At 60.7% G+C, this 25,314-nt stretch carries 20 protein-coding genes and 3 pseudogenes; 14 read left to right on the top strand and 9 right to left on the bottom strand.

Going from position 1 to position 25,314, the window contains the following annotated elements:
- Positions 1-43 precede the first annotated feature (43 nt).
- Genes BRA1417_RS0109320 through BRA1417_RS0109305 form a run of 4 tightly spaced genes read right to left on the bottom strand, consistent with a single transcriptional unit; the run spans position 44 to position 3,965 of the window.
- Positions 44-1,309, bottom strand: a complete 1,266-nt coding sequence (locus BRA1417_RS0109320) for a CaiB/BaiF CoA-transferase family protein (protein ID WP_027515593.1) — start codon at positions 1,307-1,309, stop codon at positions 44-46.
- Positions 1,310-1,365: 56 nt separating this feature from the next.
- Positions 1,366-2,364, bottom strand: a complete 999-nt coding sequence (locus BRA1417_RS0109315) for an ABC transporter substrate-binding protein (RefSeq protein WP_245286163.1) — start codon at positions 2,362-2,364, stop codon at positions 1,366-1,368.
- Between the two features lie 55 nt (positions 2,365-2,419).
- Positions 2,420-3,190, bottom strand: a complete 771-nt coding sequence (locus BRA1417_RS0109310; RefSeq protein WP_027515591.1) for an ABC transporter permease — start codon at positions 3,188-3,190, stop codon at positions 2,420-2,422.
- Positions 3,174-3,965, bottom strand: a complete 792-nt coding sequence (locus BRA1417_RS0109305; protein WP_027515590.1) for an ABC transporter ATP-binding protein — start codon at positions 3,963-3,965, stop codon at positions 3,174-3,176. Before BRA1417_RS0109305 ends, BRA1417_RS0109310 begins: the two co-directional genes overlap by 17 nt.
- Before the next feature lie 163 nt (positions 3,966-4,128).
- Here BRA1417_RS0109305 and BRA1417_RS0109300 point away from each other — a divergent pair, with 163 nt between their 5' ends.
- Entirely contained in the window at positions 4,129-4,818 is a 690-nt protein-coding gene (locus tag BRA1417_RS0109300; RefSeq protein WP_027515589.1) for an IclR family transcriptional regulator, read from the top strand.
- 102 nt (positions 4,819-4,920) lie between these two features.
- On the opposite strand, the gene BRA1417_RS0109295 is transcribed toward BRA1417_RS0109300, so the two are convergent.
- Positions 4,921-5,343, bottom strand: a complete 423-nt coding sequence (locus BRA1417_RS0109295) for a hypothetical protein (protein WP_027515588.1) — start codon at positions 5,341-5,343, stop codon at positions 4,921-4,923.
- 681 nt (positions 5,344-6,024) lie between these two features.
- On the bottom strand, positions 6,025-6,618 hold the full coding sequence (locus BRA1417_RS0109285) for a hypothetical protein (protein WP_027515586.1): 594 nt from the start codon (positions 6,616-6,618) through the stop codon (positions 6,025-6,027).
- 1,001 nt (positions 6,619-7,619) lie between these two features.
- On the opposite strand from BRA1417_RS0109285, the gene BRA1417_RS46150 reads away from it, so the two are divergent.
- The 4 genes and pseudogenes from BRA1417_RS46150 (at position 7,620) to BRA1417_RS39725 (ending at position 11,480) form a co-directional block, all read left to right on the top strand.
- Positions 7,620-7,979 carry an SUMF1/EgtB/PvdO family nonheme iron enzyme gene (locus BRA1417_RS46150; RefSeq protein ID WP_156949169.1) on the top strand — a complete coding sequence of 120 codons (360 nt, stop codon included), beginning with the start codon at positions 7,620-7,622 and terminating at the stop codon, positions 7,977-7,979.
- A gap of 66 nt (positions 7,980-8,045) precedes the next feature.
- Entirely contained in the window at positions 8,046-9,401 is a 1,356-nt protein-coding gene (hemN, locus tag BRA1417_RS0109275) for an oxygen-independent coproporphyrinogen III oxidase (protein ID WP_027515584.1), read from the top strand.
- A gap of 773 nt (positions 9,402-10,174) precedes the next feature.
- Positions 10,175-10,393, top strand: coding sequence for a hypothetical protein (locus BRA1417_RS41665; protein ID WP_027515582.1), 219 nt, complete (start codon positions 10,175-10,177; stop codon positions 10,391-10,393).
- Positions 10,394-10,850: 457 nt separating this feature from the next.
- Positions 10,851-11,480 (top strand): annotated as a pseudogene (locus BRA1417_RS39725) (cyclic nucleotide-binding domain-containing protein).
- Between the two features lie 1,121 nt (positions 11,481-12,601).
- Here the strand turns inward: BRA1417_RS39725 and BRA1417_RS0109245 are convergent.
- Positions 12,602-13,048, bottom strand: a complete 447-nt coding sequence (locus BRA1417_RS0109245; RefSeq protein WP_027515581.1) for a CBS domain-containing protein — start codon at positions 13,046-13,048, stop codon at positions 12,602-12,604.
- 407 nt (positions 13,049-13,455) lie between these two features.
- On the opposite strand from BRA1417_RS0109245, the gene fixL reads away from it, so the two are divergent.
- The 5 genes from fixL (at position 13,456) to queD (ending at position 17,616) form a co-directional block, all read left to right on the top strand.
- Positions 13,456-14,973, top strand: coding sequence for a sensor protein FixL (fixL, locus tag BRA1417_RS0109240; RefSeq protein WP_027515580.1), 1,518 nt, complete (start codon positions 13,456-13,458; stop codon positions 14,971-14,973).
- A 3-nt stretch (positions 14,974-14,976) separates the two neighbouring features.
- The gene (fixJ, locus tag BRA1417_RS0109235) at positions 14,977-15,594 is read left to right on the top strand and encodes a response regulator FixJ (RefSeq protein WP_027515579.1); all 618 of its coding nucleotides are present in this window, start codon (positions 14,977-14,979) and stop codon (positions 15,592-15,594) included.
- A 43-nt stretch (positions 15,595-15,637) separates the two neighbouring features.
- Entirely contained in the window at positions 15,638-16,078 is a 441-nt protein-coding gene (locus tag BRA1417_RS0109230) for a response regulator (RefSeq protein WP_027515578.1), read from the top strand.
- Between the two features lie 84 nt (positions 16,079-16,162).
- Complete coding sequence (locus tag BRA1417_RS0109225) at positions 16,163-16,861, top strand: helix-turn-helix domain-containing protein (RefSeq protein ID WP_027515577.1); 699 nt, start codon at positions 16,163-16,165, stop codon at positions 16,859-16,861.
- Between the two features lie 392 nt (positions 16,862-17,253).
- A complete protein-coding gene (queD, locus tag BRA1417_RS0109220; RefSeq protein WP_027515576.1) occupies positions 17,254-17,616 on the top strand; it encodes a 6-carboxytetrahydropterin synthase QueD in 363 nt (120 codons plus the stop codon).
- A 193-nt stretch (positions 17,617-17,809) separates the two neighbouring features.
- Here the strand turns inward: queD and BRA1417_RS0109215 are convergent, their stop codons facing one another.
- The gene (locus BRA1417_RS0109215) at positions 17,810-18,139 is read right to left on the bottom strand and encodes a GcrA family cell cycle regulator (protein ID WP_027515575.1); all 330 of its coding nucleotides are present in this window, start codon (positions 18,137-18,139) and stop codon (positions 17,810-17,812) included.
- Positions 18,140-18,511: 372 nt separating this feature from the next.
- Positions 18,512-18,803, bottom strand: a pseudogene (locus tag BRA1417_RS45365) (hypothetical protein).
- Between the two features lie 722 nt (positions 18,804-19,525).
- Between BRA1417_RS45365 and BRA1417_RS0109205 the strand changes: the two are divergent.
- From BRA1417_RS0109205 to BRA1417_RS43695, 4 genes and pseudogenes are all read left to right on the top strand, one after another.
- On the top strand, positions 19,526-20,242 hold the full coding sequence (locus BRA1417_RS0109205) for a hypothetical protein (RefSeq protein ID WP_027515574.1): 717 nt from the start codon (positions 19,526-19,528) through the stop codon (positions 20,240-20,242).
- Positions 20,243-21,715: 1,473 nt separating this feature from the next.
- Complete coding sequence (locus tag BRA1417_RS0109190; RefSeq protein WP_027515571.1) at positions 21,716-22,030, top strand: co-chaperone GroES; 315 nt, start codon at positions 21,716-21,718, stop codon at positions 22,028-22,030.
- 88 nt (positions 22,031-22,118) lie between these two features.
- The gene (gene groL / locus BRA1417_RS0109185) at positions 22,119-23,768 is read left to right on the top strand and encodes a chaperonin GroEL (protein WP_027515570.1); all 1,650 of its coding nucleotides are present in this window, start codon (positions 22,119-22,121) and stop codon (positions 23,766-23,768) included.
- A 766-nt stretch (positions 23,769-24,534) separates the two neighbouring features.
- Positions 24,535-24,777 (top strand): annotated as a pseudogene (locus BRA1417_RS43695) (transposase); the annotation flags it as partial.
- Between the last annotated feature and the right edge of the window lie 537 nt (positions 24,778-25,314).

The following is a 25,314-nucleotide window of genomic DNA, read 5'->3' as shown; positions in this document are numbered from 1 at the left end:
CCATTCAACCTGCCGATCGCCAACCGCTACAAGCCGTTGGGCGTCATGATGCCGTTCCGTTCGTGGCCACGCGAGCTGCCGGAAGATCGGTCTCGCCCTGATGTGGCGTGCCGACCGCGCGGCTCGACACCAGCCTCTCAACATCTGCATGCGAATAGCCGAGCCGCTTCAGCCATTTCTCAGTGTCGGCGCCGAGTGCTGGAGCTGGTGAAGGCACCGGAAACTCCTCATTCAGCCGGAAGCCTGGCCGCGTGATTCGTAACGGCCGCGCACCAGCCTCTTCCGGCACCAGCGCCTCGACGAACCGGCGATCGAGCAACTGTGGCTGCTGCAAAACTTGCGAGACCGTCAGCACGCAGCCTGCGGGAACACCAGCCAAATTCATTTGGGACTCCCATTTATCAGCAGGCTTGCAGCTCAGTGCCTTGTTCAACTCCGCGTTCAGCGCTGCGCGATTGACCTTGCGCATCTCGCGCCCTGCGAAGCGTGGGTCCGTCTTCAGGTCCGGTCGGCCGATCAGGTCACATAGCGCTTCGTATTGCTTCTGCTCGTTGGCGGAAATATTCAGCGGGCCTGTTGCCGTGCGGAACGTGCCGGACGGAGCCGCCGTGAAGTTCTCGTTGCCCATAGGCTGCGGCTCGACGCCGGCGTTCAGGTGGTTGGAGACAACCCATCCCATCGCTGCAACCGTGGCCTCGAGCAGGGACACGTCGATGAAGCGACCTCGGCCGCTGTGCCGCTGTTCGACCAGAGCCGCGGCGATGGCAAACGCAGCTGTCAGTCCCGCGATGGTGTCCGAGATCGGAAAGCCGGTGCGCAGCGGAGCCGAAGCTGTATCGCCGGTGACGCTCATGGCTCCGGAGAGACCCTGGACGATCTGGTCATAGGCCGGACGGGCGGACCACGGCCCGCTCTGCCCGAAACCGGAGATCGCGCAGTAAATAAGACGCGGATTCTGCCTGCTGAGCACATCTACGCCCAGGCCAAGCCGTTCCATCACTTTCGGCCGGAAGCTTTCGAGCACCACGTCGGCTTCCTTGACGAGCCGCAAGAACACCTCGCGGCCCGAATCTGACTTCAAGTCCAACGCCACGGATTGCTTGCCGGCGTTCACGGCGACGAATGAAAGTCCCTGCAGGCGCTCTGACCTTTGCGGATCGGCTCCGAGTCGCCGCGCCAGGTCGCCGCCGTTCGGATTTTCGACTTTGATCACCTCCGCGCCAAGGCGCGCGAGGTGGTAACCGCAGAACGGCCCGGCCAGCACGTTGGACAGGTCGAGGACGCGGAAGCCGGTTAGCGGCAGAGACATCTGAAGAAGCCTTCCTCTTAAATGATCCGATCGCGAGGGGCCGGGTCTGTGTGCGGCTATTTCAGCTGCTGCGCGGCCTGTTCGGCGAAGCGATTGGTGAAGGTCTTGCTCAGGTCGATCTTTGCGGCAGCGATTTTTGGATCGAAGTCGCTCAGAACAGCCAATGGGACCTTGGCCGCCTCGATGTCCATCTGCCCGGTTGGCGAGAACAGCGCTTTCGACGCGCTCATGATTTGGATATTCACGTCGCGATTGTCAGTCTTGTAACCAGGGGGTATCGCATCGACGAGCTGCTCCGTCGACACGGAGTTGATCCAGCGGTGAGTTTTGAGCAAGGCGTTAACCAGGCGCTGAACCGTTTCCGGATTTTTGTCGATGAAGGACTGCTGCAGGTAGAGACACGCGGTCGGATAGATTCCGCCGAAGGCCTGTTTTGAGCCTTCGACCGTGCGCGCGTCGAACAGCGGTATCGCCCCGTTCTTGCGCGCGAGAAGCGTTGCGATAGGGTCGAAGTAGACGAGCGCGTCGATGTTCTTGGCCTCAAGCGTCACCAAGCCCGGTGCGCCGCTGCCGACCGCGATGATGTTCACATCGCGCGGGCCCAATCCTGATTTCTTGATGTAGGAGCGCGCCATGGTGTCGGTCGATGATCCCGGCGCCGTGATCCCGAGCTTAAGACCCTTCAGGTCGGCGCCGGTCTTGACCTTATCGGCTAGCTCAGTGCGGACACCGAGCAACACACCTGGAATGTCATTGAGCAGGAACACGCAGGAAATTTGCTTGCCCTGCGCTTGCATCTGAATGGTGTGATCGTAAAATCCGACAGTGCCGTCGACCGAGCCGCCGACCAACGCCTGCAACGCCTTTGAGCCACCGGCCTGGAAGTTCTCGACGGTCACGTCGAGGCCCTCGTCTTTGAAGGCGCCGAGCTTCACACCAAGTTCGAGAGGCATATAGTTGAGGATCTGTGACCCCACGGCGATCTTCAACTTTGTTTTCTCGGGCTCGGCGGCATTCGCGGACATGACCGAGAAAGCGGCCACCATGACCAGCATCAGGCGTGTGAAAACGTGCATGCGAACCTCCGCGATTATCGGGACAGCGTTACCGTCAGCCTTCGTGGGCAGGCGCTGGCCGCCAGACCAGGAGCCGCTTTTCCGCGCGGTCGACGATGGCGTCGAGGACAACGACGAAGGCGGAGAGAACGATGATTCCTGCAAACACCCCGGCGGCATCGAGGACGCCCTCGGCCTGCGCAATCAAGTGCCCCAATCCCGCGGACGAGCCGAGATACTCCGCAACCACCGCGCCCAGAACGGCCATGCCGACGGATACCCGCAGGCTGGACAGAATCCAGGTTGTGGCGGACGGCAGGTAGATGTGGCGCAGCAGAGAGGACTTCGATGCACGCAAGCGGGCATTGGCCAGCACGACCGGATTGACCTCGCGGACTCCTTGGAACGTGTTGAAGAATGCGACGAACAGAACCGGCGTCACGCCGAGCGCGACCTTGGAGGTGAGCCCCAATCCGAACCAGATGACAAAAATGGGTCCCAGCAAGATGCGTGGGATGGCATTGAACATCTTGATAAAGGGCTGAACGACTTCGGCCACAAATTGGCTTAAGCCCAGCCAGATACCAAGCACGGTGCCGATTCCGATACCGGCGAGGAACGACAGGACCGTCTCCAACAGCGTTATGCCAACATCGGTCCAAAAGTCCGCCGTCGATATCCACTCGCCTATTCTCGCGACAAGCGTCGACGGTGCCGGAAAGAAGAAAGGATCGATCAGCCCGCCCCTCACACCCAGTTCCCATATCAGGATCACACCGAGGAAGATGGCGAACTGCGTGAGAGCGACCTTACCCCTGCGTCGCATAGCTTTTCTCCACTTCGGCGCCGAGCAGCAACCAGATTTCACGATAAAGAGCGACGAATTCGTCGGTGGTCTGGAGCGCCGAGACATCGCGTGGACGTGGCAGCGTGATCCTGACATCGCCAACCATGCGGCTGGCGGGACCCGCGGACATCACAACACCGCGGTCCGCCAGCGTGATCGCTTCGTCGAGATCATGCGTGATGAAGACGAGGGAGCGCCGGTCCGCCTGCCAGAGTTCGAGCAGGATGCGGTGCATGAGACGACGTGTGTGAACATCCAACGCGGAGAAAGGCTCATCCATCAGGACGATCTTCGGCTCCATGATCAGCGTCTGGGCCATCGCGACACGCTTGCGCTGCCCGCCGGACAATTGATGCGGATAGCGCTCGTCGAACCCTTTCAGGCCGACTTTGGCGAGCCAGGGCCGAGCCTGCGTGCGCGCCTTCTCGATCGAACTGCCCTGAAACACGAGTCCAAGCCCGACATTGTCCTGCGCGGTCTTCCAGGGCAGCAGCCCTTCCTGTTGCAGCATGTAGCCGGGCTGACCATTCAGGCCGGTAAGCGACTTGCCGAAGATGCGAACGTCCCCCGCGGCGGGCTCCAGCAGTCCGGTCACGGTGTTGAGAATAGTCGATTTCCCGCAGCCGGTCGGTCCCACCACTGCAACGAATTCGGTCTCGCCGACCTGGAGGTTCATACTTTTCACGGCGGTGAAGTCGCCGAAGCGAATCATCACGTCGCGCAAGTCGACGGCAAGTGCCGGCCGCCCCGCCATTGTTTCGCTCCATAGAATTTATTCTGCTGTTCGAAATAGGTAACTGGCGGTATCCCTGAAGTCAAGTACGTTCTGGTGCACAGAAACGAAGATTCCCCATGGGGCACTGGACTTTCTACCAATTCTGGCTATCTGTTCTGTATAGCAGAACAAGGGGCCATGAATGGCAAAAACGGGGGTCGATGCTGTTGGGCGGGCCTTGGCGATCCTCAAGGCCTTCGCCCCCGAGCGCGCGGCCATGACGCTGACGGAGATTGCGGAGGCAACCGACCTCTACAAGAGCACGGTCCTTCGCCTTGCCGCATCGCTTGAGGCAGATGGCTTCCTGGTGCGGGGCGTCGACCGGCTATTTCGACCGGGACCGGAGCTATGGCGCCTAGGGGCGCTTTATCAGCGCGGGCTCGATCTCGGTGATCTCATCAGACCCTCGCTCCATCGTCTGGTCGAGGTAACTGGAGAGACCGCATCCTTCTACATCGCCGAGGGCGACGAGCGCATTTGCCTTTATCGGGTCAATTCTCCGCGTTCAGTTCGGCATCACCTCGAAGAAGGTCAGCGATTGCCCATCGATCGCGGCGCCGCCGGCCGTGTTCTTGCCGCCTACCGCGATTCTGCATCAGCTGATGGAAAGAAGATCAGAGATCGGGGTTTCTACGTTTCGATCGGCGAGCGCGATTCTGAGGTCGCGGCCGCAGCCGTGCCCGTGATCGACCTTCATGGCAAATTGCGCGGGGCGCTCTCCGTCTCCGCCATTCGGACCCGCTTTGATGCACATGCTCGAAAGGCTGCCATTGACGTTCTCAGGTCCGAGGCCAAAGCGCTGGTAGGTCTGCTGCCTGCAAGCGACCGCTGAGCTACTATGGCAGGGTTCTGTTTATAGTGCGCCGCTCAGCGTGTGTTGCACGTAAACGCCCGGTCTCGACGATATCTTCACCTGTTTGAGGGCGGACAGCCGCTACAGAAGCAAGCCGTCGAGGATTGGCAGGAATTGCCGCCTATCGGGGTGAACGCAGAGCACATCAGAAAGTGCTTCGAGCAGGCGTTGAAGGAAGGTCTCATCGAAGCGCGAAATGGCGAATTTTCCTGACGGGATCTGGCATGGAGCGGGCCAAAGAGGTGCTGCCCGAAGGCCCATTGAGGCTGAACGAACATCGACGGGTAGGATCGAGAAAGCCGCGCCAATTGAGATCGCACTTGCGAGCGCAAAGGACTGTGCCGCCAAAGCCGGTATCAAAACCATTGTGGTGAGCGATCCCGAGAACTTGCTCGCCGTCGCCTGGGCCGTGATCGTGTCAGGGGCGCGCATTCTCGCCGCTGACGAACAGCCGTTTTGCCCGACGGTCGCTTGTGTCGAAATCCGCAAAGCGGTCCTCATCATGCGCCGGCCACCGGATAGGCGACATCGATACAAGCGTCGGTACCACCGTCCCGCTTTATCACCGCACTCCACTTGCCGCCCACCGCACATTTGCCGCCACGAAGTCCGGGACAATTGATATTGCACTGAATTCCGTGACTGAGACTTCGGGATAAGGCGCATTGGGTCCCGTACCGTATGCTTCCAAAGTTAGTACGCAATCGACCATGGCCGGAAGGTTTTCGGACGTCAGTTGCGTGGCAGGATAGCCATCAAATTCAGCTGTGCAGCTGAATAGCCCATTGTTTTGCGCCGTAAGCGTCATGCGACAAATCACGACCGTGCCCGGAGCGACCTCTTCCCAGTGCGTCGTAAACATCAGATCGTTCTGGCCTCCGACCCAAAAGCTCGCGAGCCCCCACGCATTGGTGCTGCCCGCGAGCCGGAAATGGCCCCCATTGGAGCACCGGCTGAACGATATGATCGCCGGCTGCATCCTGCAGTCCGCTGAATAAGTAAATCGTCTGACCATTCGCGACGGCTGGAGGTGCGGGCAACGTCCATCGCGCCACAAATGAGGCGATTGGCTGTGCAGACCGGTTTGTCCAGCTTTCCGCCCCGGATTTGCCGAACTTGCGCCCCCCTCCGCGGCCCCTTTGAAGTAAAAAAATCTCATTCATTGACGTACCCTGCGCAATGACATCATCTGAGCGGGCGGACTCCCGACAACTCCGTTGTAAGTTGATTAATGTTGATCTGCTCGATGAGCCGATCCGCCTTCGCTCTGCCAGACGTCCGGAATGGTGTTCCGGCCTTGTCGCCTCGCGCAAACGCAAACGTCAGTTTGTCAGTGTTGACTTCGGAGAAGGACCCAAGATTGCTCCCAGGTCCGATAAAGCTGGTCAGCGTCCAGGTCGGCCCGCCGTTTACATTTTTCGTCACGACGAAATTGACGTACCCTCCGAAGACACCGCCGTCATCGGAAAGCTTCTTACCCCAATCAACATGTTGCGAGGTAAAGGCAAGCTCGAGGGTTCTCTTCAGACCCAGCTCACCCGCGAGATTTGTATCAATCGGCCAGCATTCCGCCAGACTGCCGCCCGCCCTCCTCACGGCCTCGGCCTCTTTCCACAGCGCCCGCGTCGAGTAATAGAACTTCTGCGTGAAATTTTGCTCCCGCGATTGGCTGAGCGTACTGCCCAGACTGAACGCAAAGGGCGCATTGGCATAAGTCAGCGACGGGCTGAGGCCTCCCGTATCGTTGACGGTCAGGTTCAACTGAACAGCGACGTCCACGTCGTCACCAAGCAGAGCATCTGAAATCGCGTCGCCCCGCTCGATCAGACCAGCTCGCAGCTTACGCGACGCGAGATGGAATGTATCGTCGGTCCATTTTGATCGACCGGAATGTCGAAGTTAGGAACGGCCGTGGCACATCCAGAGAGCCAAACGCCAGAAAACAATACCCAGAGGCAGACAGCCGCTGTCGCACTATCTCCCTCACCTCGCGCCCTCCCGCAAACTGGCACAGAAGCCCACTTTGTGCGGCACCGTATTGACGTCGACCCTGATCTCACCCATCGCCTCACAGACTGACGTTCTCCGTGTCTTGCATTCGATGGTGGTGCGCCCCGCGATCACCTGACAGTCGCACAATGGATCGTCGGCCGTTACGACTGTTTCCCGCTCTAGCTTTTCGAACGCTGCGTCGATCGCGGCAGATGCCGGCGGCTACTTACCGAGAAAGTACATCGTCGAATAAAAGCGGCGCTGAAGCCCTTTCCACATCTGGCCCCCAAAAAGTGATTTTGCTCAAAGTCTGATACTGAGCATCCCGGGCGAGAAACAATGGCTCAGCGCTCGCTCTGATCGATTTTCCCCCGCTCGCTCCCGACGTGCAGAGTGTGATGCAGTGCACCGATGGCGCGATCTCGGTCTTGCCTGCCCCTACATTGGTCAACCGCTCCTTCGTTTGCGGTGGGGATTGGACGCGCCACAAAAACCATCCGCAGGACGCTGGCTGCGGCTCCGTGAGCCGATAGCGAGCCGTCTGCCACGCGCTCCGTCGGGTTAGCAGGGAGTGCCCGGACCATTCCCGGCGTGACCACCGTTGCGGTTCTGCTCCCGAGATTCAGGAAGGTGCAGATCGGCCAAGCACCAAGGGGTCTCATGTGCCCTTGCGATTCGCAGCGGATTGGCTGCCGTCGCCGCCGGCGAGAAGGCGCGCGACCAGGTCCTGCCACTCGTTGGCACGTCCGACCCCGCGCAGGACTTGATCTCGTCCGCTACGATGCCGAATCTTCTCGGGATCGTCCACAGGCTGCGCCGCCCAGGCGGGCGGCGCGTTTGGCACCAACAGCAAAGAACTGGACGATCTTGGCGGCAACGCCCGGGAATGGACCGAGACTTGCACCGCCCTCCATGATGGCCGCGAGCGCATCACGAACCCTAACTGCGGCGTGCGCGTCGTGGAAGGCGCCCATCGCGCCTACATGACCGACTTCGTCCGCGATGCCAAAACGGGGTGCTGCGCGTCGGGCGTTCCGCCCCCAATCTTGGCTTCCGGCTCGTCATCGAGCCATCGGAGCCCGCCGTTGCCGGCATTGTCCGCAGCATCTCCACCTTGCTCGGGAGAAGCCGATCCAGCATCGATCTAATTGCGCCAGAGCAAGGTCCTTCTCTCACGATGCCGGTAAGCAATCCGGATCAGAAGGAGACAGAGAATGCGATCCGATCTGGCGCAATCGTACGGACAAGATAGGCTCCCCCACTACACGAGCTACCCTCCCGCACCACATTTTTCTCCGGCCATCGCGGAAGCCGACTATCGAAATTGGCTGAAATCGCTTTCGCCCCGGAAATCCGCATCGATCTACCTGCACGTCCCCTTCTGCCGGTCCATGTGCTGTCATTGCGACTGTCACACCTCGGTCACGAAGAAGGACGATCCGATTGCCGTCTACACCTCGGGCCTGCGCACCGAGGCCCACCTCGTCGCCCAAACCATCGGTCACCGCCTGCCGATCTCCCATATCCATTTCGGCGGCGGCACACCAACAATCATGACGCCCGGGGCCTTTGCGGATCTCGTCGGCGCGCTCCGCTACTCCTACTTCGTGCTGCCCGACGCCGAACTCGCCGTGGAGATCGATCCGCGCACCCTGACGGAGGCAATGGCCGAGGCCCTGGGCTACAGCGGGGTCACCCGCGCCAGTCTCGGCGTACAAAGTTTCGACCCGGCTGTGCAGCGCGCCATCGACCGTCTGCAGAGCTTCGGGCAGACCGCCAAGGGTGTCGAGCAACTGAGGCGTTCTGGGGTCGGCCGGCTTAACTTCGATCTTCTCTACGGTCTGCCGCTTCAAACGGTACAATCGTGCTTGGACACGGTCGCCAAATGCATCGAACTTCGTCCGGATCGCTTCTCGGTGTTCGGTTACGCACACGTTCCGTCGTTCAAGAAGCATCAGCGGAAGATTGATGAAGACGCCCTTCCCGCCAACATCGAGCGGCACCTGCAATCCGAAACGATCGCGCAGGCGCTCGTTGACGCCGGCTACGTGCGCATCGGCTTCGACCACTTCGCCCTGCCCCACGACAGTCTCGCCGCGGCGAAGCACGAGGGGCGGCTGCGCCGGAACTTCCAGGGCTACACCGACGACGCCGCAGAAACGCTCATCGGACTCGGCGCAAGCGCCATCGGTCGGATGCCGCAAGGATTCGTACAGAATGTCATGGCGATCCGCGACTACCTGGCGCGCATCGCCGAGGACCGGCTGGCCACCACGAAGGGCTACGCTTTCACGGCTGACGACCGCTTCCGGGCCGATTTGATTGAGCGGGTGATGTGCGACATGGCAGTCGATCTATCTAAGATTGCTCGTTCCCATGGCTGCGCCCCGCAGACGGCCATCGTCGATCGGTCCCGTCTAGAGGGCCTCATCGCGGCCGGCGCAGTGACAATGGAAGGCGAGGAGCGACTGTTCGTCTCGGACGGCGCGGAGTTTCTGGTACGGAGCGTGGCATCCGCATTCGATGCTCATCTGGCCCGATCTGCGGCTGTCAACAACCGCGGAGTTTGAAGCGCTTCGCCGAGTGCCCAAACCAGGCTGCGTCCTTTGGTTCCCGCTAGGTCTCACCGAGCAGTCGGAGGGCACTTGCTGCTCTACGAGCTCGAGTATCCGGCGCCGGTTATCGGCGTCGGATATTTGCTTGAAAGTTCTCAGCTGCATATCTGCGCTGCAACTCCATGGTCGCTCTCCGTGCGCAACCCAATCGACCGCGGGCGTGGCGGCACACGATGTATCGAGATGATGATAGAGTTTTGGCTGCAGGGTTAAGCTCCATCGCGACAGGATGCCGGAATATGGCTGTGCCGAGGCGCCGGCCTCCTGCACCGCCTTGCGCGTCCTCGATGGCGAAGCGCCCTTCGTCGTGATCGACATCGTTCGGCTTGCCGTCGGTGAGCAGGATCAGCAGCTTCTTCCGCTGGGGCCACTCGCGAGTGGCCTGGGACCGGAAGCTGGCGAAAGATCTCGCCCACGAGATCGAGGTTTGCACGGGCGATAGGCGCGAAACGTGCGCCGAGACGCGCCGTTTTCTTGCCGTCAAGGTTACCGGGAATTGCTGCCGCGGTCGTGGGAGGCTCGCGCAAAAAGAATCGCCGAAGACGCCGTGATTGCGATCGCCCGCGCGATGCGCTCCTACGCGGAAAGGCCGCCTCTGTCTGCCGCGGCGTTCTGGACCGCCGCCGGATTTCCCGAATGGCACCAGGTTGATCAAAGCCTGCAGCCCTGATGACAGTGGTCCTCGCCGAATGCGGGCTGTGCGGCGAAGCCGTCGAGAACGCCTTATCATGCTGAGGAGCCTCGTTCGCGGCTACATGCTGCAAGAAGTGATGCACACTGTCGTGGGGGTCGATTCCTATGACGAAGCGTTCAACAAGGTCATGCAGGCCCTTGTGACCGGGCTGCCGGCTTTCGCTTCCTCGGGATGCGGCAGACCGTTGCAGCGGGAGCTTGCGGATGCGGCCGATCAGGAGGTCCGATCGGCTTTCGTCTATCGGGACAGGTGAACCCGACCGCGGCACATTGGACAAAATAGCGCGAGATCTGCGCGTCGCGCCTGCAGACCGCGATACGCTGGTCCATCAAGGAACGCATGCGGCTGACAAATTGTCCACCCTACTGAAGGTTCTCGGCATCGGTGATGCGCGACATGGAGCGGGTCTGCAGCCAATGCGAACGGAAGGTTCAGTGCAACAACGATATTGAGATCGGGGTAGAGACCAGAGACTTGGAAGGTTACTGCCTCAACGCTACGACAATGCAAGCGCTTTGAAGCGAGCTGGAGAGCGACCGACCCGAGTGACTGGGATTCCGTAGATCTACGGTACGCAAGTTCCCCTAAGCGAAGACACCGAATTCTATGGTGTCGCGGTTTCCCGCATCATCGAGCCATCAACAAGGAGATGGAAGCTGCTTGCGGCCATACTCAACGCCACCCGGGCTTCCTCGAACCGCTGCCCGTCTGTGCCCTCCAGTGCATTCGGCGGGTTGGTCGGGCAGCCGGCGCTCGTCGCCAGCGAATTCGCATACGGCAAGGACGAAGAGATCTTCGGCGAGGGCGAGCCCTCCGAATATGTCTATCAGGTCGTCTCCGGCGCCGTCCGGAGCTACAAGCTGCTGTCCTTGGCCGTCGTCAGATCGGTGCCTTCGCTCTGCCGGGCGACGTGTTCGGGCTTGAATCCGGCGCCGCCCATCGTCTCAGGGCCGAAGCGATCAATCACACCTGGGTGCGCCTGGTGAACCGGGCAAGCCTGGACAATGCAGCCAACTCCGACATTCAGGTCGCGCGCAAGCTCTGGAGCCTGACAGCCGGCGAGCTGAAGCACGCGGAGGACCACATGCTGCTGCTCGGCCGCAAGAACGCTCTGGAGGGGATCGCGACCCTCCTGCTCGCGACGGATTCCAGGACCGCCGGCGCCGGGCTGATGGCGCTTCCGATGTGCCGCCGGGACACCGGCGACTATCTCGGGCTCACCCTGGAGACGGTTTCGCGCGCCCCGTCTCAGCTTCACGTCGAAGGCGTTCTCGGATTCTCTGGAGCGGGCCAGATCGATGCTGCGTATTCGCAAGCATCTGCGCGACATGAACGCCTGACTGCCGCAACGCCCATTCGTTCAGTTAAGCTGATTTCGTTCGCATCAATGCACCGGCTGCGGTGACAAAAAACCTGCCGGCGGAAGAAAGCTGACGAAAGGGATTCTCCCATTCAGAGGAGTCAAGCACAGGAGGGCAGTGACCACGAACAACGCCGCCAGGCCGCTTTCACCTGAGGTCATGGACTTGGAGATGGAGGGCTGGGGCATCGCGGATTCTCTCTGAAAGAACACGCCGCCAGAAACCACATTCACCTCGCAGAGAATTGATTGAGATCAAGATGGTCTTTGGTTCTTCGTATGAGCGGTATTTTGGGAACGGCTCCGTACATTACGGCGCAGCCAGATGAAGTGCTCCTGCTGCCCCGCGCCCGTCATTGCGAGGAGCTCTTGCGACGGTCGCGGTAGGGACGTTAATTGCTGAACGCCCCCCGCACAGATCCGTACGTGCGGCTTTCCCGCATACGGCTCCCACCTCGGATGATGACAGCAAACTGGAGATTGCAGCCGTGCCGTATGTGGCGCAGCACTTTCGCACACCTATCCGGCTCGGAGTCCGGGGCGTGCCTTGCCGCTCCACATTTCCCTTGGCCCCAGCCCTTCGCTCCACCAGCTCCGTAGCAGATCGCTCCGCCTTGTTCGCCGGCTTCACAGCTACTATGACTGAGTCCGACGTCCCGCGTTCGTGCATCATCGGCTTCGGCTCCTCACCTTCCCGATGCGGACCTTGGGGGCAATGTGCCCAACGGTCGAACGCGGGACCTCCCAGGTTCCGACGTCTTCCTTTCGTGCGTGATGTGGTCTTCGACCACGGCAGAGCGTCAGCCCCTCGCAAAACGGGACCGCACATGTTGCCTTCGACGTTGCTTACCGGCTCGGCCTCTGCGGTTTTCTGGCTTTGCGGCTCAATAGCGCACCCCACACGATCGCTGTGTACGCTTCGCGGCCGCCGTCACCGGCGAACACGCAACACTCGCTACCGGGCGCCCGCTACGGCTTACCCCGACCGGTCTTTCATCGGCAGGAACACGCCAGCTTCCCTGGCGCACAAGCAATCCAGGATCTCTCCGTGGCGGCAGTCTGGATTGCTTCGCTTCGCTCGCAATGACAGAGGCTGCAACCCTACCGCTTAGCTTGAGACACTCGCGCGCTCGCGGTCGCCTTCAGCGCCGTGATGACGTCCTCGCGGGCGATGATTCCGACCAGCTTTTGGGTGCTGTCGAGCACGATGGTGCTCCGGATGCGGTGCTCGACAATAATCTGGAGCACGCGCGTCAGCCTCGTTTCGGGACTGACATATATGAACTCGGGCGTCATCACTTCGCCAACCTTGCGGCTCATCAAATCACGATAACGCGGCAACATCTGGTTCGGAGTAAAGGCGAAGCACTTCAAAATGTCGAATTTGGTGACGACGCCGACCACCTGCCCATCATCCTCAACCGGGTAGCTGTTGAAATCGTCGCGCTCGAACATCTCGCTCAGCTTGAGCAGATCGAAATCTCGCTTGGCCGTCTGGACTTTGCGTGTCATGTAGCCGTCGACGGTCTGATCAAGAAACTTGTACACGGCGCGTTCTCCTCGCTTTGTCTGGGTTCGCCGGCCGTCGGTGCGACAGAAACACGCAGGGGGCCGATTGCGTCAACAGATGCTATTTGATGGCCGAGGATCAACTCGCGGCACCGCGAATAGCCGTAGCCGTCTGGGACCTGAAGACACCCGTCGTTAGCGTGATCGAGCGCCAGGCTGACCATCACTGTCGCATATGTTATCGGGAGCCTCCGGGCAGCGAGATGCGACAGAATCTAGCTGCGCCGACGCAACGCTGGAATGAGGTAGATCAAATTTCGTCGCAACGGCCGAAAGAAGTCCGTCAATAATGCCGGACATCCGAACTTGCCTCCGGCCCGGCCTTGGGCGAAATTGCCGCCACGTTTGCAGCAGGGGGCCCACCGCATGAGAATAGGAGCAATAGTTTGGCGCCGACACGCGTGACCCATCCGCCAGCCGACAGTCGCGGCAAGCATTTTGACGAGCGTATCGAGGGTTTTTGCGTTGGCACCTGGGATCTCGATCTCAGGACACGCGAGCTGGAGTGGTCGGAAACCGCAAGAGTGCTGCTGGGCATCGAACGGGATCAACCGGCAAGCTATGAATTCCTTCTCTCGCGCCTTGAGCCCGCGGAGCGCGAGCGAGTGGAGAACGCGATCAAGGACGTTACCGAGCGCGGCGGCGGCTTCGACGTATCCTTCAGAGTCCCCAGTGCCTCGGGCCTGGGACGCTGGATTCGCGCCCGGGCGGGTCTCATTCGAGACGAGGCCGGCGCCGCCCGACATCTCAGCGGCATCTTGCTCGACATCGACGAGGAGAAGCAGGTCGAAGAGGCGCTGCGTCGTCGCAATACTCTCCTGCGCACGATCCTTCAGACCATCCCCGATGCGATGATCGTCATTGACGGCCGCGGCAAGATGCTGCTCTTCAGCACGGCGGCCGAGCGTCTGTTCGGCTGGGCCGAGCATGACGCCACCGGCCAGAACGTCAGCATCTTGATGCCGGAGCCCGACCGGTCCCGCCACGACAGCTACATCGTCCGCTACCGCACTAGCGGCAATCCGCACATCATCGGCATCGGCCGCATCGTGACCGGCAAGCGGCGCGACGGCACCACGTTTCCGATGCACCTGTCAATCGGCGAAATGCGTTCAGGCGGCGAGCCTTTATTCACCGGTTTCATCCGCGACCTCACCGAGTATCAGCAGACCCAAGCGCAACTCGAGGAATTGCAGTCCGAGCTCGTCCATGTCTCGCGGCTGACCGCGATGGGCGAAATGGCCTCCGCGCTCGCCCACGAGCTCAACCAACCTCTGGCAGCGATCAGCAATTACATGAAGGGCTCGCGACGGCTGCTCGCCGGCAGCAGCGATCCGAACACGCTAAAGATCGAGAGCGCATTGGACCGGGCCGCCGAGCAGGCATTGCGCGCCGGCGAGATCATACGGCGTCTACGCGATTTCGTCTCCCGCGGCGGGTCGGAGAAGCGGGTCGAGAGCCTGTCCAAGCTGACCGACGAGGCCGGCGCACTCGGGCTTGCCGGCGCGCGCGAACAGAACGTGCAGATCCACTTTGATCTCGATCCCGGGGCCGATCTGGTGCTCGCCGACCGGGTGCAAATCCAGCAGGTGCTGGTCAATTTGTTCCGCAATGCGCTGGAAGCGATGGCGCGGTCACCACGGCGCGAGCTCGTCCTCACCAACCGCCGCGTCGCCGATGATATGATCGAGATCGAGGTCTCCGATACCGGCTCCGGCTTCCAGGACGACGTCATGCCAAACCTGTTTCAGAGTTTTTTCACCACCAAGGACACCGGCATGGGCGTGGGACTGTCCATCAGCCGCTCGATCATCGAGGCTCACGGCGGCCGCATGCGGGCCGCGAGCAACGCATCGGGTGGAGCGACATTCCGCTTCACCTTGCCGGCAGCCGACGAGAACTGATCCATGACGACCAAGGGAATCATCTACGTTATTGACGACGACGAGGCGATGCGGGATTCGCTGAACTTCCTGCTGGAATCTTCGGGCTTCGCCGTCACGCTGTTCAACAACGCGCAGAGCTTCCTCAATGCCCTGCCCGGCCTCGCCTTCGGCTGCGTCGTCTCCGATGTGCGCATGCCAGGGCTTGATGGGATCGAGCTTCTGAAACGCCTGAAGGCGCAGCACTGCCCTTTTCCGATCCTGATCATAACAGGTCACGGCGATGTCCCGCTCGCGGTCGGAGCGATTAAGCTTGGTGCGGTTGACTTCCTGGAAAAACCCTTCGATGACGACCGCCTCATCACCTTGATCGAATCCGCGGTTCGCGAGGGGGAGCCAGCCGCCAAGAACGAGGCCGTCGCGCAGGACATCGCCGCGCGTGTCGCCTCCTTGAGCCCGCGCGAGCATCAGGTCATGGAGGGGCTGGTCGCAGGTCTCTCCAACAAGCTGATCGCTCGCGAATACGACATCAGCCCGCGCACTATCGAGGTCTACCGGGCCAATGTGATGACCAAGATGCAGGCCAATAGCCTGTCGGAACTTTTGCGTCTGGCGATGCGCACTGGCATGCTGAAGGATTGAGGCAGGTCAATGCGCTTGCGCCGGCCTATGGTAGCCAGGCCACATGATCGAAATCGGCGCGCACCATCAGCGGCTCTCAAGCTGGGAATCGGCAAAGCCCACCGTCTACGTGGTCGATGACGATGCCGCTGTGCTGGCGTCCCTGAGCTTCCTGCTGGAAATTGAGGGCTTTGCCGTGCGGACCTTCAGAAGCGCCACGGCGCTGCTCAATACGACGACCCCACCGGGCGCGGACTGCTACGTGATCGACTACAAGATGCCTGAGATCAACGGCATCGAGTTGGCTTGGCGGCTGCGCCAATCCGGCGTCGACACACCTGTCATCCTGATCACCGGCTATCCGGATGGAAATATCTCGGCGCGGGCGGCGGCGGCCGGCGTCAAGCACGTGATTTTCAAGCCGCTCCTCGATGAAAGCCTGGCGAAATGCATCCGCCGCGCCTTCAGGACAGGTGCTGCTACAGACCTACGGGATTCTCCTTAGGTAAACCTCCTTAAGATATCGCTCGAAATTTTCGAACCGAACGATCCCGCGTAGCAATGCTCCATCACAACGGAGATGGCGCAGATGCTGATCCAGACGCTCAAGACCCAGGCGATCAATACCCAAATAGATGGCAAGATCGCCCCCGCGCGTCTGGTCTGTGACCACTTCGGCGCGATCGCCGGAGATATCGGCCTCGTTGCCACCGAGTTCTCCTATCGCAAGGGAGAGGAGATCTATGGCGAGGAGGAGCCCGCCGAACATGTCTATCAAGTTGTAGTTGGAGCTGTACGCACCTACAAGATGTTCTCCGACGGTCGCCGCCAGATCGGCGCATTCCATCTTCCCGGTGACGTATTCGGCCTCGAATCCCGCCAGACGCATCGCTTTGCGGCCGAAGCGATCATCAACACCAGCGTGCGCCTCCTGAAGCGTGCCAGCCTGGAAAGGGTGGCCGGCACTGACGTAAAGGTCGCCCGCAAGCTCTGGGACATGACGGCGGGCGAGCTGCGTCACGCCGAAGATCACATGTTGCTGCTCGGACGCAAAACGGCAATGGAGCGTGTTGCAACCTTCCTGCTCCAAATGGATCGCCGCCTCGCTGTCGCCGGCATGATGGCCCTGCCGATGTGCCGCCGCGACGTGGGTGACTATCTCGGCCTCACAGTCGAAACCGTGTCGCGTGCACTCTCACAGCTTCATGTTGAGGGCATTCTCGGTTTTTGTGGCGCTCGCCAGATCGTGCTGCGCAATCGCCAGCGCCTGCGGAATCTCGACGCATGAGCGCTTTCACCCGGCGGATGTTCCTCCTCCGCGACTTGGTGCGCCGAACGCATTTCGGCCGGTCGGCAACGATCTCCCGCAAGCGCTCCATCACCTCGGTCTCCGCGCCCCTATCGAGGCGAAAGGCGCGCTGCCGGTACGGGCCGGCATCGGTTGGATTTGCAAACCCCAAGAAATGGAACGCCGCGCTGGCCATCACTTGCGGACACGAACACGAACTCGTGTATCCACAGCGGAAGCCCTGCCGGACGGGTTCGACGAGACGCGCTTGAAAAATTGCTGCTTCAACGATGGACGGCCCCGACGTGGTCGAGGACACGCGGCAAGCCGTCGCGTACTGCCTGGCTCATGCGGAATGGCAGCTCAACGTGAAGAAGGCATCTCGGCATCAGATGAAGATATCCCTGGCATTTAAGTTCGAGGCAGCCCACTGGCTTCCAAGTGTCCCACAGACACATCGCTGTCATCGGATGCACGGTCACTCCTATCGGATCGAGATCGTGTTGAACGGTCCAGTCGATCCGCACACCGGGTTCGTAGCCGATTTCTTCGACCTAGAAGAATCGTTCGGCATCGTTCTAAAGAAGCTCGATCACCAGTGCCTGAACCAAGTTCCGGGATTGGAGAATCCGACAGCGGAAAATATCGCCATCTGGATCTGGGAGCGCACGAAAGCGCGCCTAGCGCAACTCTCGATCGTGAGGGTCTACGAGACGTCGGATTGTTGGGCGGAATATGAGGGGCCCGATCACTGAAATGAGCCGGCACGATCGCATGACAGCTACACGGAGCCGAACTGAGACCGGCGGCGCGCTGGGGGCCTGACCGTGAGCTGGCAGTCAAGATGGTCAAGCAACGACGCCACATCCAGCGCCGCATCGACATCGCCTCAGCCCCACGGACGACGGGCCAGGCACTGACGGGAGCGCAACCGCTCGCGGTGAGCTCTTAGCCAGTGTTTCTGACCGCCTCTGCCAGCATGGAGTAGAGCTGCTGCTTGCTGAATTCCTTGGGCGGCTGCCTCTGCACTGTGTTCCGCGACACCTTCCGTGCGACTGGACGGGCGCAGGCTGCCGACGAGGTCGGCCTCAGCTTCGGGCGCGGCCTTATCTTGGGCGTTGCTGTGGGCGGCTTGTGGCCGCGCTTCAAGCCCAGACGGGTCAGCATGCCGCAGACCGCGTTACGACTGCACCCGAGACGACGCGCAATCTGCGCCGCGCTCTGTCCTGCGGACCAGAGCCTGTTGAGGAGCGCTATGTCTTTCGCATCCCAGCCCATGAGGAGATATTATAGCATCGACTGCCGAACACGCTAGTCTAGTCTTCGTCCGGCTCGCGTACGACCGGCGGATCGTCGGCATCATCTTCCTCTTCGTCTTCGTCCTCCTCGTCTTCATCGGGATCTCTTGGCGGCATCGCGATGCCCATAGCCACGAGCGGTGTCCAGTAGATCGTTGTGGGTGGAAAATGCTTCGCAGGTGTGTTGCTTCATGTTGCTACTGCTCCTCGAAAACTACGCGTACTCGCATATTGCGGACGGACGGCAGGCGCGTGTCGAGGGCGCGATCGCTGCAAACGCGACGGGGCATCAAGTCGAGGACATGAGCAACGGGTGGCATCCGCCACGAAATGGCAGCGATTTTCGGCTACTTTATGCCGAGGACTCGTTCGGCTCTATGTTCACCAAAACCTCGCCGGTGGTGATTTCGGGAACTCCAAGCTCGAGGTCATGTAGACTTGCTTGAACAAACGCCACTATCTTGGCGTACGCTGGGCACTTTCGCGGTCGTCAAGTATCATGACGGCGATACCAACACCATCGCCCGCATCCAGCACATGGTAAGGAATCCGTGCGATTGCCTTAGAATCTGGCAGACGCCGCTCTTGGCGCGGCGAGCGGCGTCCGCTATCGAACGAACCTTGGTGTACTTGCGAATGACCATGTACGTGAGGCCACCACACGCCCCAACGCATCAAAGCATATCGGTCCCGGTCGGACTAGGGTCAACTTCCGAGATGGGCCACGGTGTCCGGTGGCGCGGACCGCGCAACGCGCCTTTCCAATGCGTCCTCCACGCCCTGCAAGCGGGGGCATCGAAACCTATTTCGTGTCTACCTTGACAGGATTAGCGGGGGCGAAAAGTGTTTTATGTCTATCGCAATGGAAAGCGTGACCTGCTCGTTCTAAGCACAGGCTCCGCGATACTCGAGGCTTACGCCTGCAAACAAGTGGCGCAAGAGCAGAAAAAATTTCTCAAAGTAAGACGAGATACCGTTCAGCGACAAGGGTATTACGTTCGTAGCTATTGCGGGTCACGAACAAGGGCATCATTTAGTTCGAGCGCATTTCGGACGGCGGTTTTTTGCAACCGACAGCAGGGCTGTAGAGCTTGGAACGGCTTTTCGAATGATCGCCGGTCTATAACCAACCAGCAGCCGATCTCCCGGGTAAGCCTAATCGCTGCGTCAGTATTGCACCACTGAAGAGCGCTCTATCAAGTTCGGGGGCGCTGTCGCGTGTTGCAACCTGAAAGCGGTGGACGGGCCATTAATTCGAATGGCTAGGAGCACAATTAATCCATCACGCTGCCAGATTTAAGTCGCATGGAGTCCCATGTCGCCGCGAAGGCTCGTGCCGGGTGGGGCGCAACACCGGGAGTTTTGGATGTCCGGTCATTTGCGATTTTACTTCGCCAGTTTGGTCCTTGTTGGAGGTCTTTCGACGGCACCTGCGTGCTCCAACCCTTTTACCGACTTGTTCAATATTGCTCCTCGCCGGCCCGCTGCAACCTCCTCGGTACAGCCGGAATGCTTGCCGCGGCCCGGCAATTCGCCTGGCCCAAGCCAGCACTGGGTGTATCGGCGGGACGGCCACCGCAAATGCTGGTTTTTGGCCGAGGGCATCGTAACGGTGCGAAAACCGGTTCCTGGTCGTGTGCCCAACCGCGCCGCCAGTTCCGACAAGAACGAGGCCTCGCGGCAAGCGCGGAGCCCGGTGATCGATGCGCGTGCGGAGTTGCTAGGCTCTTCGCCGGCCGAGGGGGCTCCGCCGGCGCGCGAAGTCAAGGTGGCTGACGCCGCTTCTGTTTCCGACGGCGACACGCAGGCCGTGATGCCGGCGGCACCCGTTACGGCTCTTCCCAGCGGCCAGCTCACGCCCGAGCACTTCACGCCGCCCCAAGTCGACCTGGAGAAGCTTGCCTCGGCCGCGCGAGCCGACTCACCTCCAGCTATACCAATGGGCGCGCGCAATGAAGCGGTGCGCGACGAGGCGCGCACCTGGACGGTAACCTGGCTAGGTGTGCTGTTGATGACGCTGGGGGGCATCTCGATCTTAAGCTCCAGCCGCACGCTCCGGCACGCGGTGAGATTGCGCCACTGAGGCCGCGCTACACTGGGCAGGTTACCTGACGCGGCCACCGCGATCGATGAGGTCACGCTGGTGTCGCCGCATTACCACACGTACAAAGGTTCCGCGCGCCTGCACTTTGTTTGGCGCTGCCTTAGAACGACATTCGGTTACGATGATAGTCCCCTTTTGGATCGGACTGCCATCATGCGGTTCAAAGTGTTCGTGATGGACAGCGGCCGGCGAGTGATCTGCGCCGCAAAGCTTGACTGCATTGACGAGCAGGCGGCGAGACGTCGAGTTGAGGAAATATACGGCGAGCACGACGTCGAGCTTTGGGAAGGTGGCCGGCTCGTTGCTGTTTTTCAAGGTCGAACGGAGATCGGCGACCGCTCTGCCCAGAATAGACGGCCGGTCTCGCCGCCGAGTTAGTTCACGGCTCCTGCTCTGCTGCCCAGTTTGGCACGCCGTCTTCTCGGTTTAGGCTTCATATGAGTTTCGAATGCTACCAACACGAATATGCGACGCTCGTGGCAAGCATCGCGATGTCAGAAGCCGCACCGACGAGACCCGAGGACTCTTCTGTAATGCGTCCGGTGCTAAGAACCTGAACCACTTAGCGATCAGCCCGGCGCAAATGCCGGGCTTATTCGTCAGGTCATCCCTGGGCGGCCGGATTCGAACGAACGACTAAGCGGTGGGCTAGCAAGCTACCGCTGCGATTGTAATCGCGGTCGCTCGGACTCGCTCCTTGATGATGCTCTCATTTCCATTGCATCCCGCGATGGTCGTGGATCACTCAGGCGGAGCAGGACACCGCCGCCATCAAAGCCGGGCTTCAGACGCTTTCAGAGCAGCCGGGCATAACTGCGGTCGGAGATCTCCACTCGCTTAGCCATCGCCCGTGCCATTGAGCTGCGGAAACATACGGGATCATCGAGGGCGGTCCCATGGGGCTTTCGAAACGTTTGGTCGCAAAGCTTATCAGTGGACAAATTCCATAGTTCGGTACCCGCAAAACTCGACAAGCGGATTCGACTGCGTTGCGGAACATTGGAAGCTTTTCTGATCCTGGTTGTCCATGGAGGGAGAGAATCTAGAGAACAATTTGCTCCCCCGCTGCATCTGAGGGACGGGATATTCCGGCTTCTCGGCGTACCGTTGCGGGTCAAGACTGCCGCTGGAAGCGGCACCGTCATACCTGAGCGGGCTCAACCACAGCACGCAACCCGGCCCGACTAGCGACCAGATGACTAGCCAAACAAACACGTCAGCGCGCGGTAAAAGCCGATCCCTTCCCCGCGGCTTGCTCCAACCAGCCCACATTTTATGCAGGGGGCCCTTAGGTGGGCTCTGGCGGACCGGTGAGGACGAGGTATTTTCGAAATCCTTCGCGGCTTTGTCTTGTATGCCGGCCAAGCCGGCTTATGTTCGCGATGGTTAGCACTCGCTAGCTTCGAGTGCTATTCGATCCAAAATCAAAGCGACAAGACATAGGAGGACTGCATGAAATTCCGTCCGCTTCACGACCGCGTCGTGGTCAAGCGCATCGACGCAGAAGAGAAGACCGCTGGCGGCATCATCATTCCGGACACGGCGAAGGAAAAGCCTTCCCAGGGTGAAGTCATCGCCGTTGGCCCGGGCGGCCGCGACGAGAGCGGCAAGCTGATCCCGATCGACATTCAGGTTGGCGACCGCGTGCTGTTCGGCAAGTGGTCGGGCGCCGAGGTCAAGATCGATGGCCAGGAGCTGCTGATCATGAAGGAAAGCGACATCATGGGCGTTCTCACCGACATTTCGGCTAAGAAGAAGGCCGCCTAATCACCGCTCGCACCGCTCACCCCTGAGGAGCGCCTGCCGGGCGCCTCGCCGAGGGTGAGTGAGACTAAGCAAACCCAGGGAACCAAAAATGTCAGCCAAAGAAGTCAAATTCGGCGTCGACGCCCGCGACCGCATGCTGCGCGGTGTCGACATCCTCCACAATGCCGTGAAGGTCACGCTCGGTCCGAAGGGCCGCAACGTCGTCCTCGACAAGTCGTTCGGCGCCCCCCGCATCACCAAGGATGGCGTCACCGTCGCCAAGGAGATCGAACTCGACGACAAGTTCGAGAACATGGGCGCGCAGATGGTGCGCGAAGTCGCCTCCAAGTCCGCCGATGCGGCTGGCGACGGCACCACCACCGCCACCGTTCTGGCGGCTGCGATCGTTCGTGAAGGCGCCAAGTCGGTTGCCGCCGGCATGAACCCGATGGACCTCAAGCGCGGTATCGACCTGGCTGTGGAAGCCGTGGTCGCCGACCTCGTTAAAAACTCCAAGAAGGTCACCTCGAACGAGGAAATCGCCCAGGTCGGCACGATTTCTGCCAACGGAGATGCCGAGATCGGAAAGTTCATCGCCGACGCCATGAAGAAGGTCGGCAACGAGGGGGTCATCACCGTCGAGGAAGCCAAGTCGCTGGAGACCGAGCTCGACGTGGTCGAGGGCATGCAGTTCGACCGCGGCTATATCTCGCCCTACTTCGTCACCAACGCCGACAAGATGCGCGTTGAAATGGAAGATGCCTACGTCCTGATCAATGAGAAAAAGCTATCCCAGTTGAATGAATTGCTTCCCTTGCTGGAAGCCGTGGTGCAGAGCGGCAAGCCACTTGTGATTATCGCCGAGGACGTTGAAGGCGAGGCGCTCGCCACCCTGGTCGTGAACCGCCTGCGCGGCGGCCTGAAGGTCGCGGCCGTCAAGGCTCCGGGCTTCGGCGATCGCCGCAAGGCCATGCTGCAGGACATCGCGATCCTGACCGGCGGCCAGGCGATTTCGGAAGATCTCGGCATCAAGCTCGAGAACGTCACGCTGAACATGCTCGGTCGCGCCAAGAAGGTGATGATCGACAAGGAGAACACCACCATCGTCAGCGGCGCCGGCAAGAAGACCGACATCGAGGCGCGCGTGGCCCAGATCAAGGCGCAGATCGAGGAAACCACCTCGGACTACGATCGTGAGAAGCTCCAGGAGCGTCTCGCCAAACTCGCTGGCGGCGTCGCGGTGATCCGCGTCGGCGGCGCGACCGAGGTCGAGGTGAAGGAGCGCAAGGATCGCGTAGACGACGCGATGCATGCGACCCGTGCGGCGGTTGAAGAAGGCATCCTGCCGGGCGGCGGCGTCGCCCTGCTCCGTGCCACCGAGCAGCTCAAGGGCCTGCGCACCAAGAATGACGACCAGAAGACCGGTGTCGAGATCGTGCGCAAGGCGTTGTCCTACCCAGCCCGCCAGATCGCGATCAACGCCGGCGAAGACGGCTCGGTGATCGTCGGCAAGATCCTCGAGAACAAGGCCTACGCGTACGGCTTCGACTCGCAGACCGGCGATTACGGCAACCTGGTCTCCAAGGGCATCATCGATCCGACTAAGGTGGTTCGAGTGGCGATCCAGAACGCGGCCTCCGTCGCAGCGCTGCTGATCACCACGGAAGCCATGGTCGCCGAGCTGCCCAAGAAGGGCGGCGCCGGTCCGGCGATGCCTCCGGGCGGCGGCATGGGTGGCATGGGTGGTATGGACTTCTAAGTCCGACATTCACAGTTCAACAGTAGAAGGCTCGGCAGCCATGCCGGGCCTTTGCTGATTTCCTGGCGGTCAGCCGGACCCAGACTGCCGCGCGCCGGAAAGCCTCTCAGCCCGGCGATGGTGCGCAATTAGGACATGTGGTTGTGTCCGCCTGTGAGTCTGTGGGGGAGGTGCCCGATTCGGTTTGATCGCCGATCGGCACGAAGATGCCCACCCGGTTTTCTCGGAGACTTCCCCTCTGTACACCGAGTAGTGCGGCGCGCTTACTAGGCTTCTCATGGCGCGGCCGCCGCTTGCTACGGCAGCGGCCCCTAGCCGCGAAGGCCGCGTTTGCGCGATACATGCGCACCTCCGCGGCTACACGTAGCGTCGACCCGGCGACTGCTTTGTGCAAGGTGATCTACACTTGTTAGCCTTACCCGATGGCTTGCCGGCGTTTTTCGTGACGCGCTTCTGGATGTTCGCCATCGTTCTGGCGCACGCTTCACCCAGCTGCTTCGCGTGAGCTGCGCTCTCCGGTTCACTGAGATCTGCCGAGTTGATCAGCAGCCTTTCAACAGGTAGGTGATCCGTAGATTTTCCGAATGCCGGGACCTCAGGGCCGTGATCTGCCGGCGCATCTCGGCGAGATCGAGCGCTTCGTGTTTCGACGGCCTCTTCAATATGAAACTCGCGCGTGGCCAGCACACGAGGCCGACGCGCCGAGAATGATGGCACGAGGGCTTCGCCTGCCCCGAACGGGGGGGCAATGTCCGGTGCACAAAGCTATTGGACGAGCACCTGCAAAACTTGTGCGCTAAAAGCTCAGCGCACGACAGGCCGCCAGCGCCACATCTCACGCTCGGAGCACGAGGCCGTTCTGGAGAAAGTTCGGCATCGGCTCGACCACAATCCCAACGCAATGGGTGTCCGCCGTCAGACAGTGGAGCATCCGTTCGGCACGACGAAGGATTGGATGGGAGCAACACACTTTCTCACGAGAAAGCTGCCAAAGGTGGCCGCCGAGATTCGCCATGGAGCGAAGACAAGGAGACTCCTCCCCACAGTGCCTTCAGAGCTTGTCGATGAGCGGCTGTGCCTTCCTGTTAACGGGAGCAAACGGCGAGGTCTTCACCATCCACCCGAGGCGATGCCAGCAATCTTGACGACGCCGGGCCGCGTCCAACAGTCCGCAACTTCCTGCAAAGCGGCACACTACAACTTTCAGTCTGCTCACACCGGGCTCAGGCGTGAACGCTAAGCAGAGTAGCAGGCGGAATTTCTCTGGCGTCGGCCCGCCGATATCCGTCACGTGCCGAGACGCTGCCTGCAACCAAGCGATTCGCTCGTAAGGTCGCCATTGCGCAGATGTTCGACTTCGGCATGAGGCAGCCATCATCATTCGGCATTCCACGTTGTCGTGTTCAGCCGTGTCCGGCTGAAGACGTTATTGTCCGGGACCAGACACTGAGGCGCGAGTATTCCGTCGGTGGACGCGAAGCACATGGTATTGCCCTCTTCAAGCGCAAATGGCCTTGCAGGCACGTGGATTGCTGGGACACCCTAA

Origin of the sequence: Bradyrhizobium sp. WSM1417 (genome assembly GCF_000515415.1) — a bacterium.
Classification (GTDB): domain Bacteria; phylum Pseudomonadota; class Alphaproteobacteria; order Rhizobiales; family Xanthobacteraceae; genus Bradyrhizobium.
Note: the sequence above shows the minus strand (reverse complement) of the source record. Positions and strands in the feature narration are given on the sequence as shown.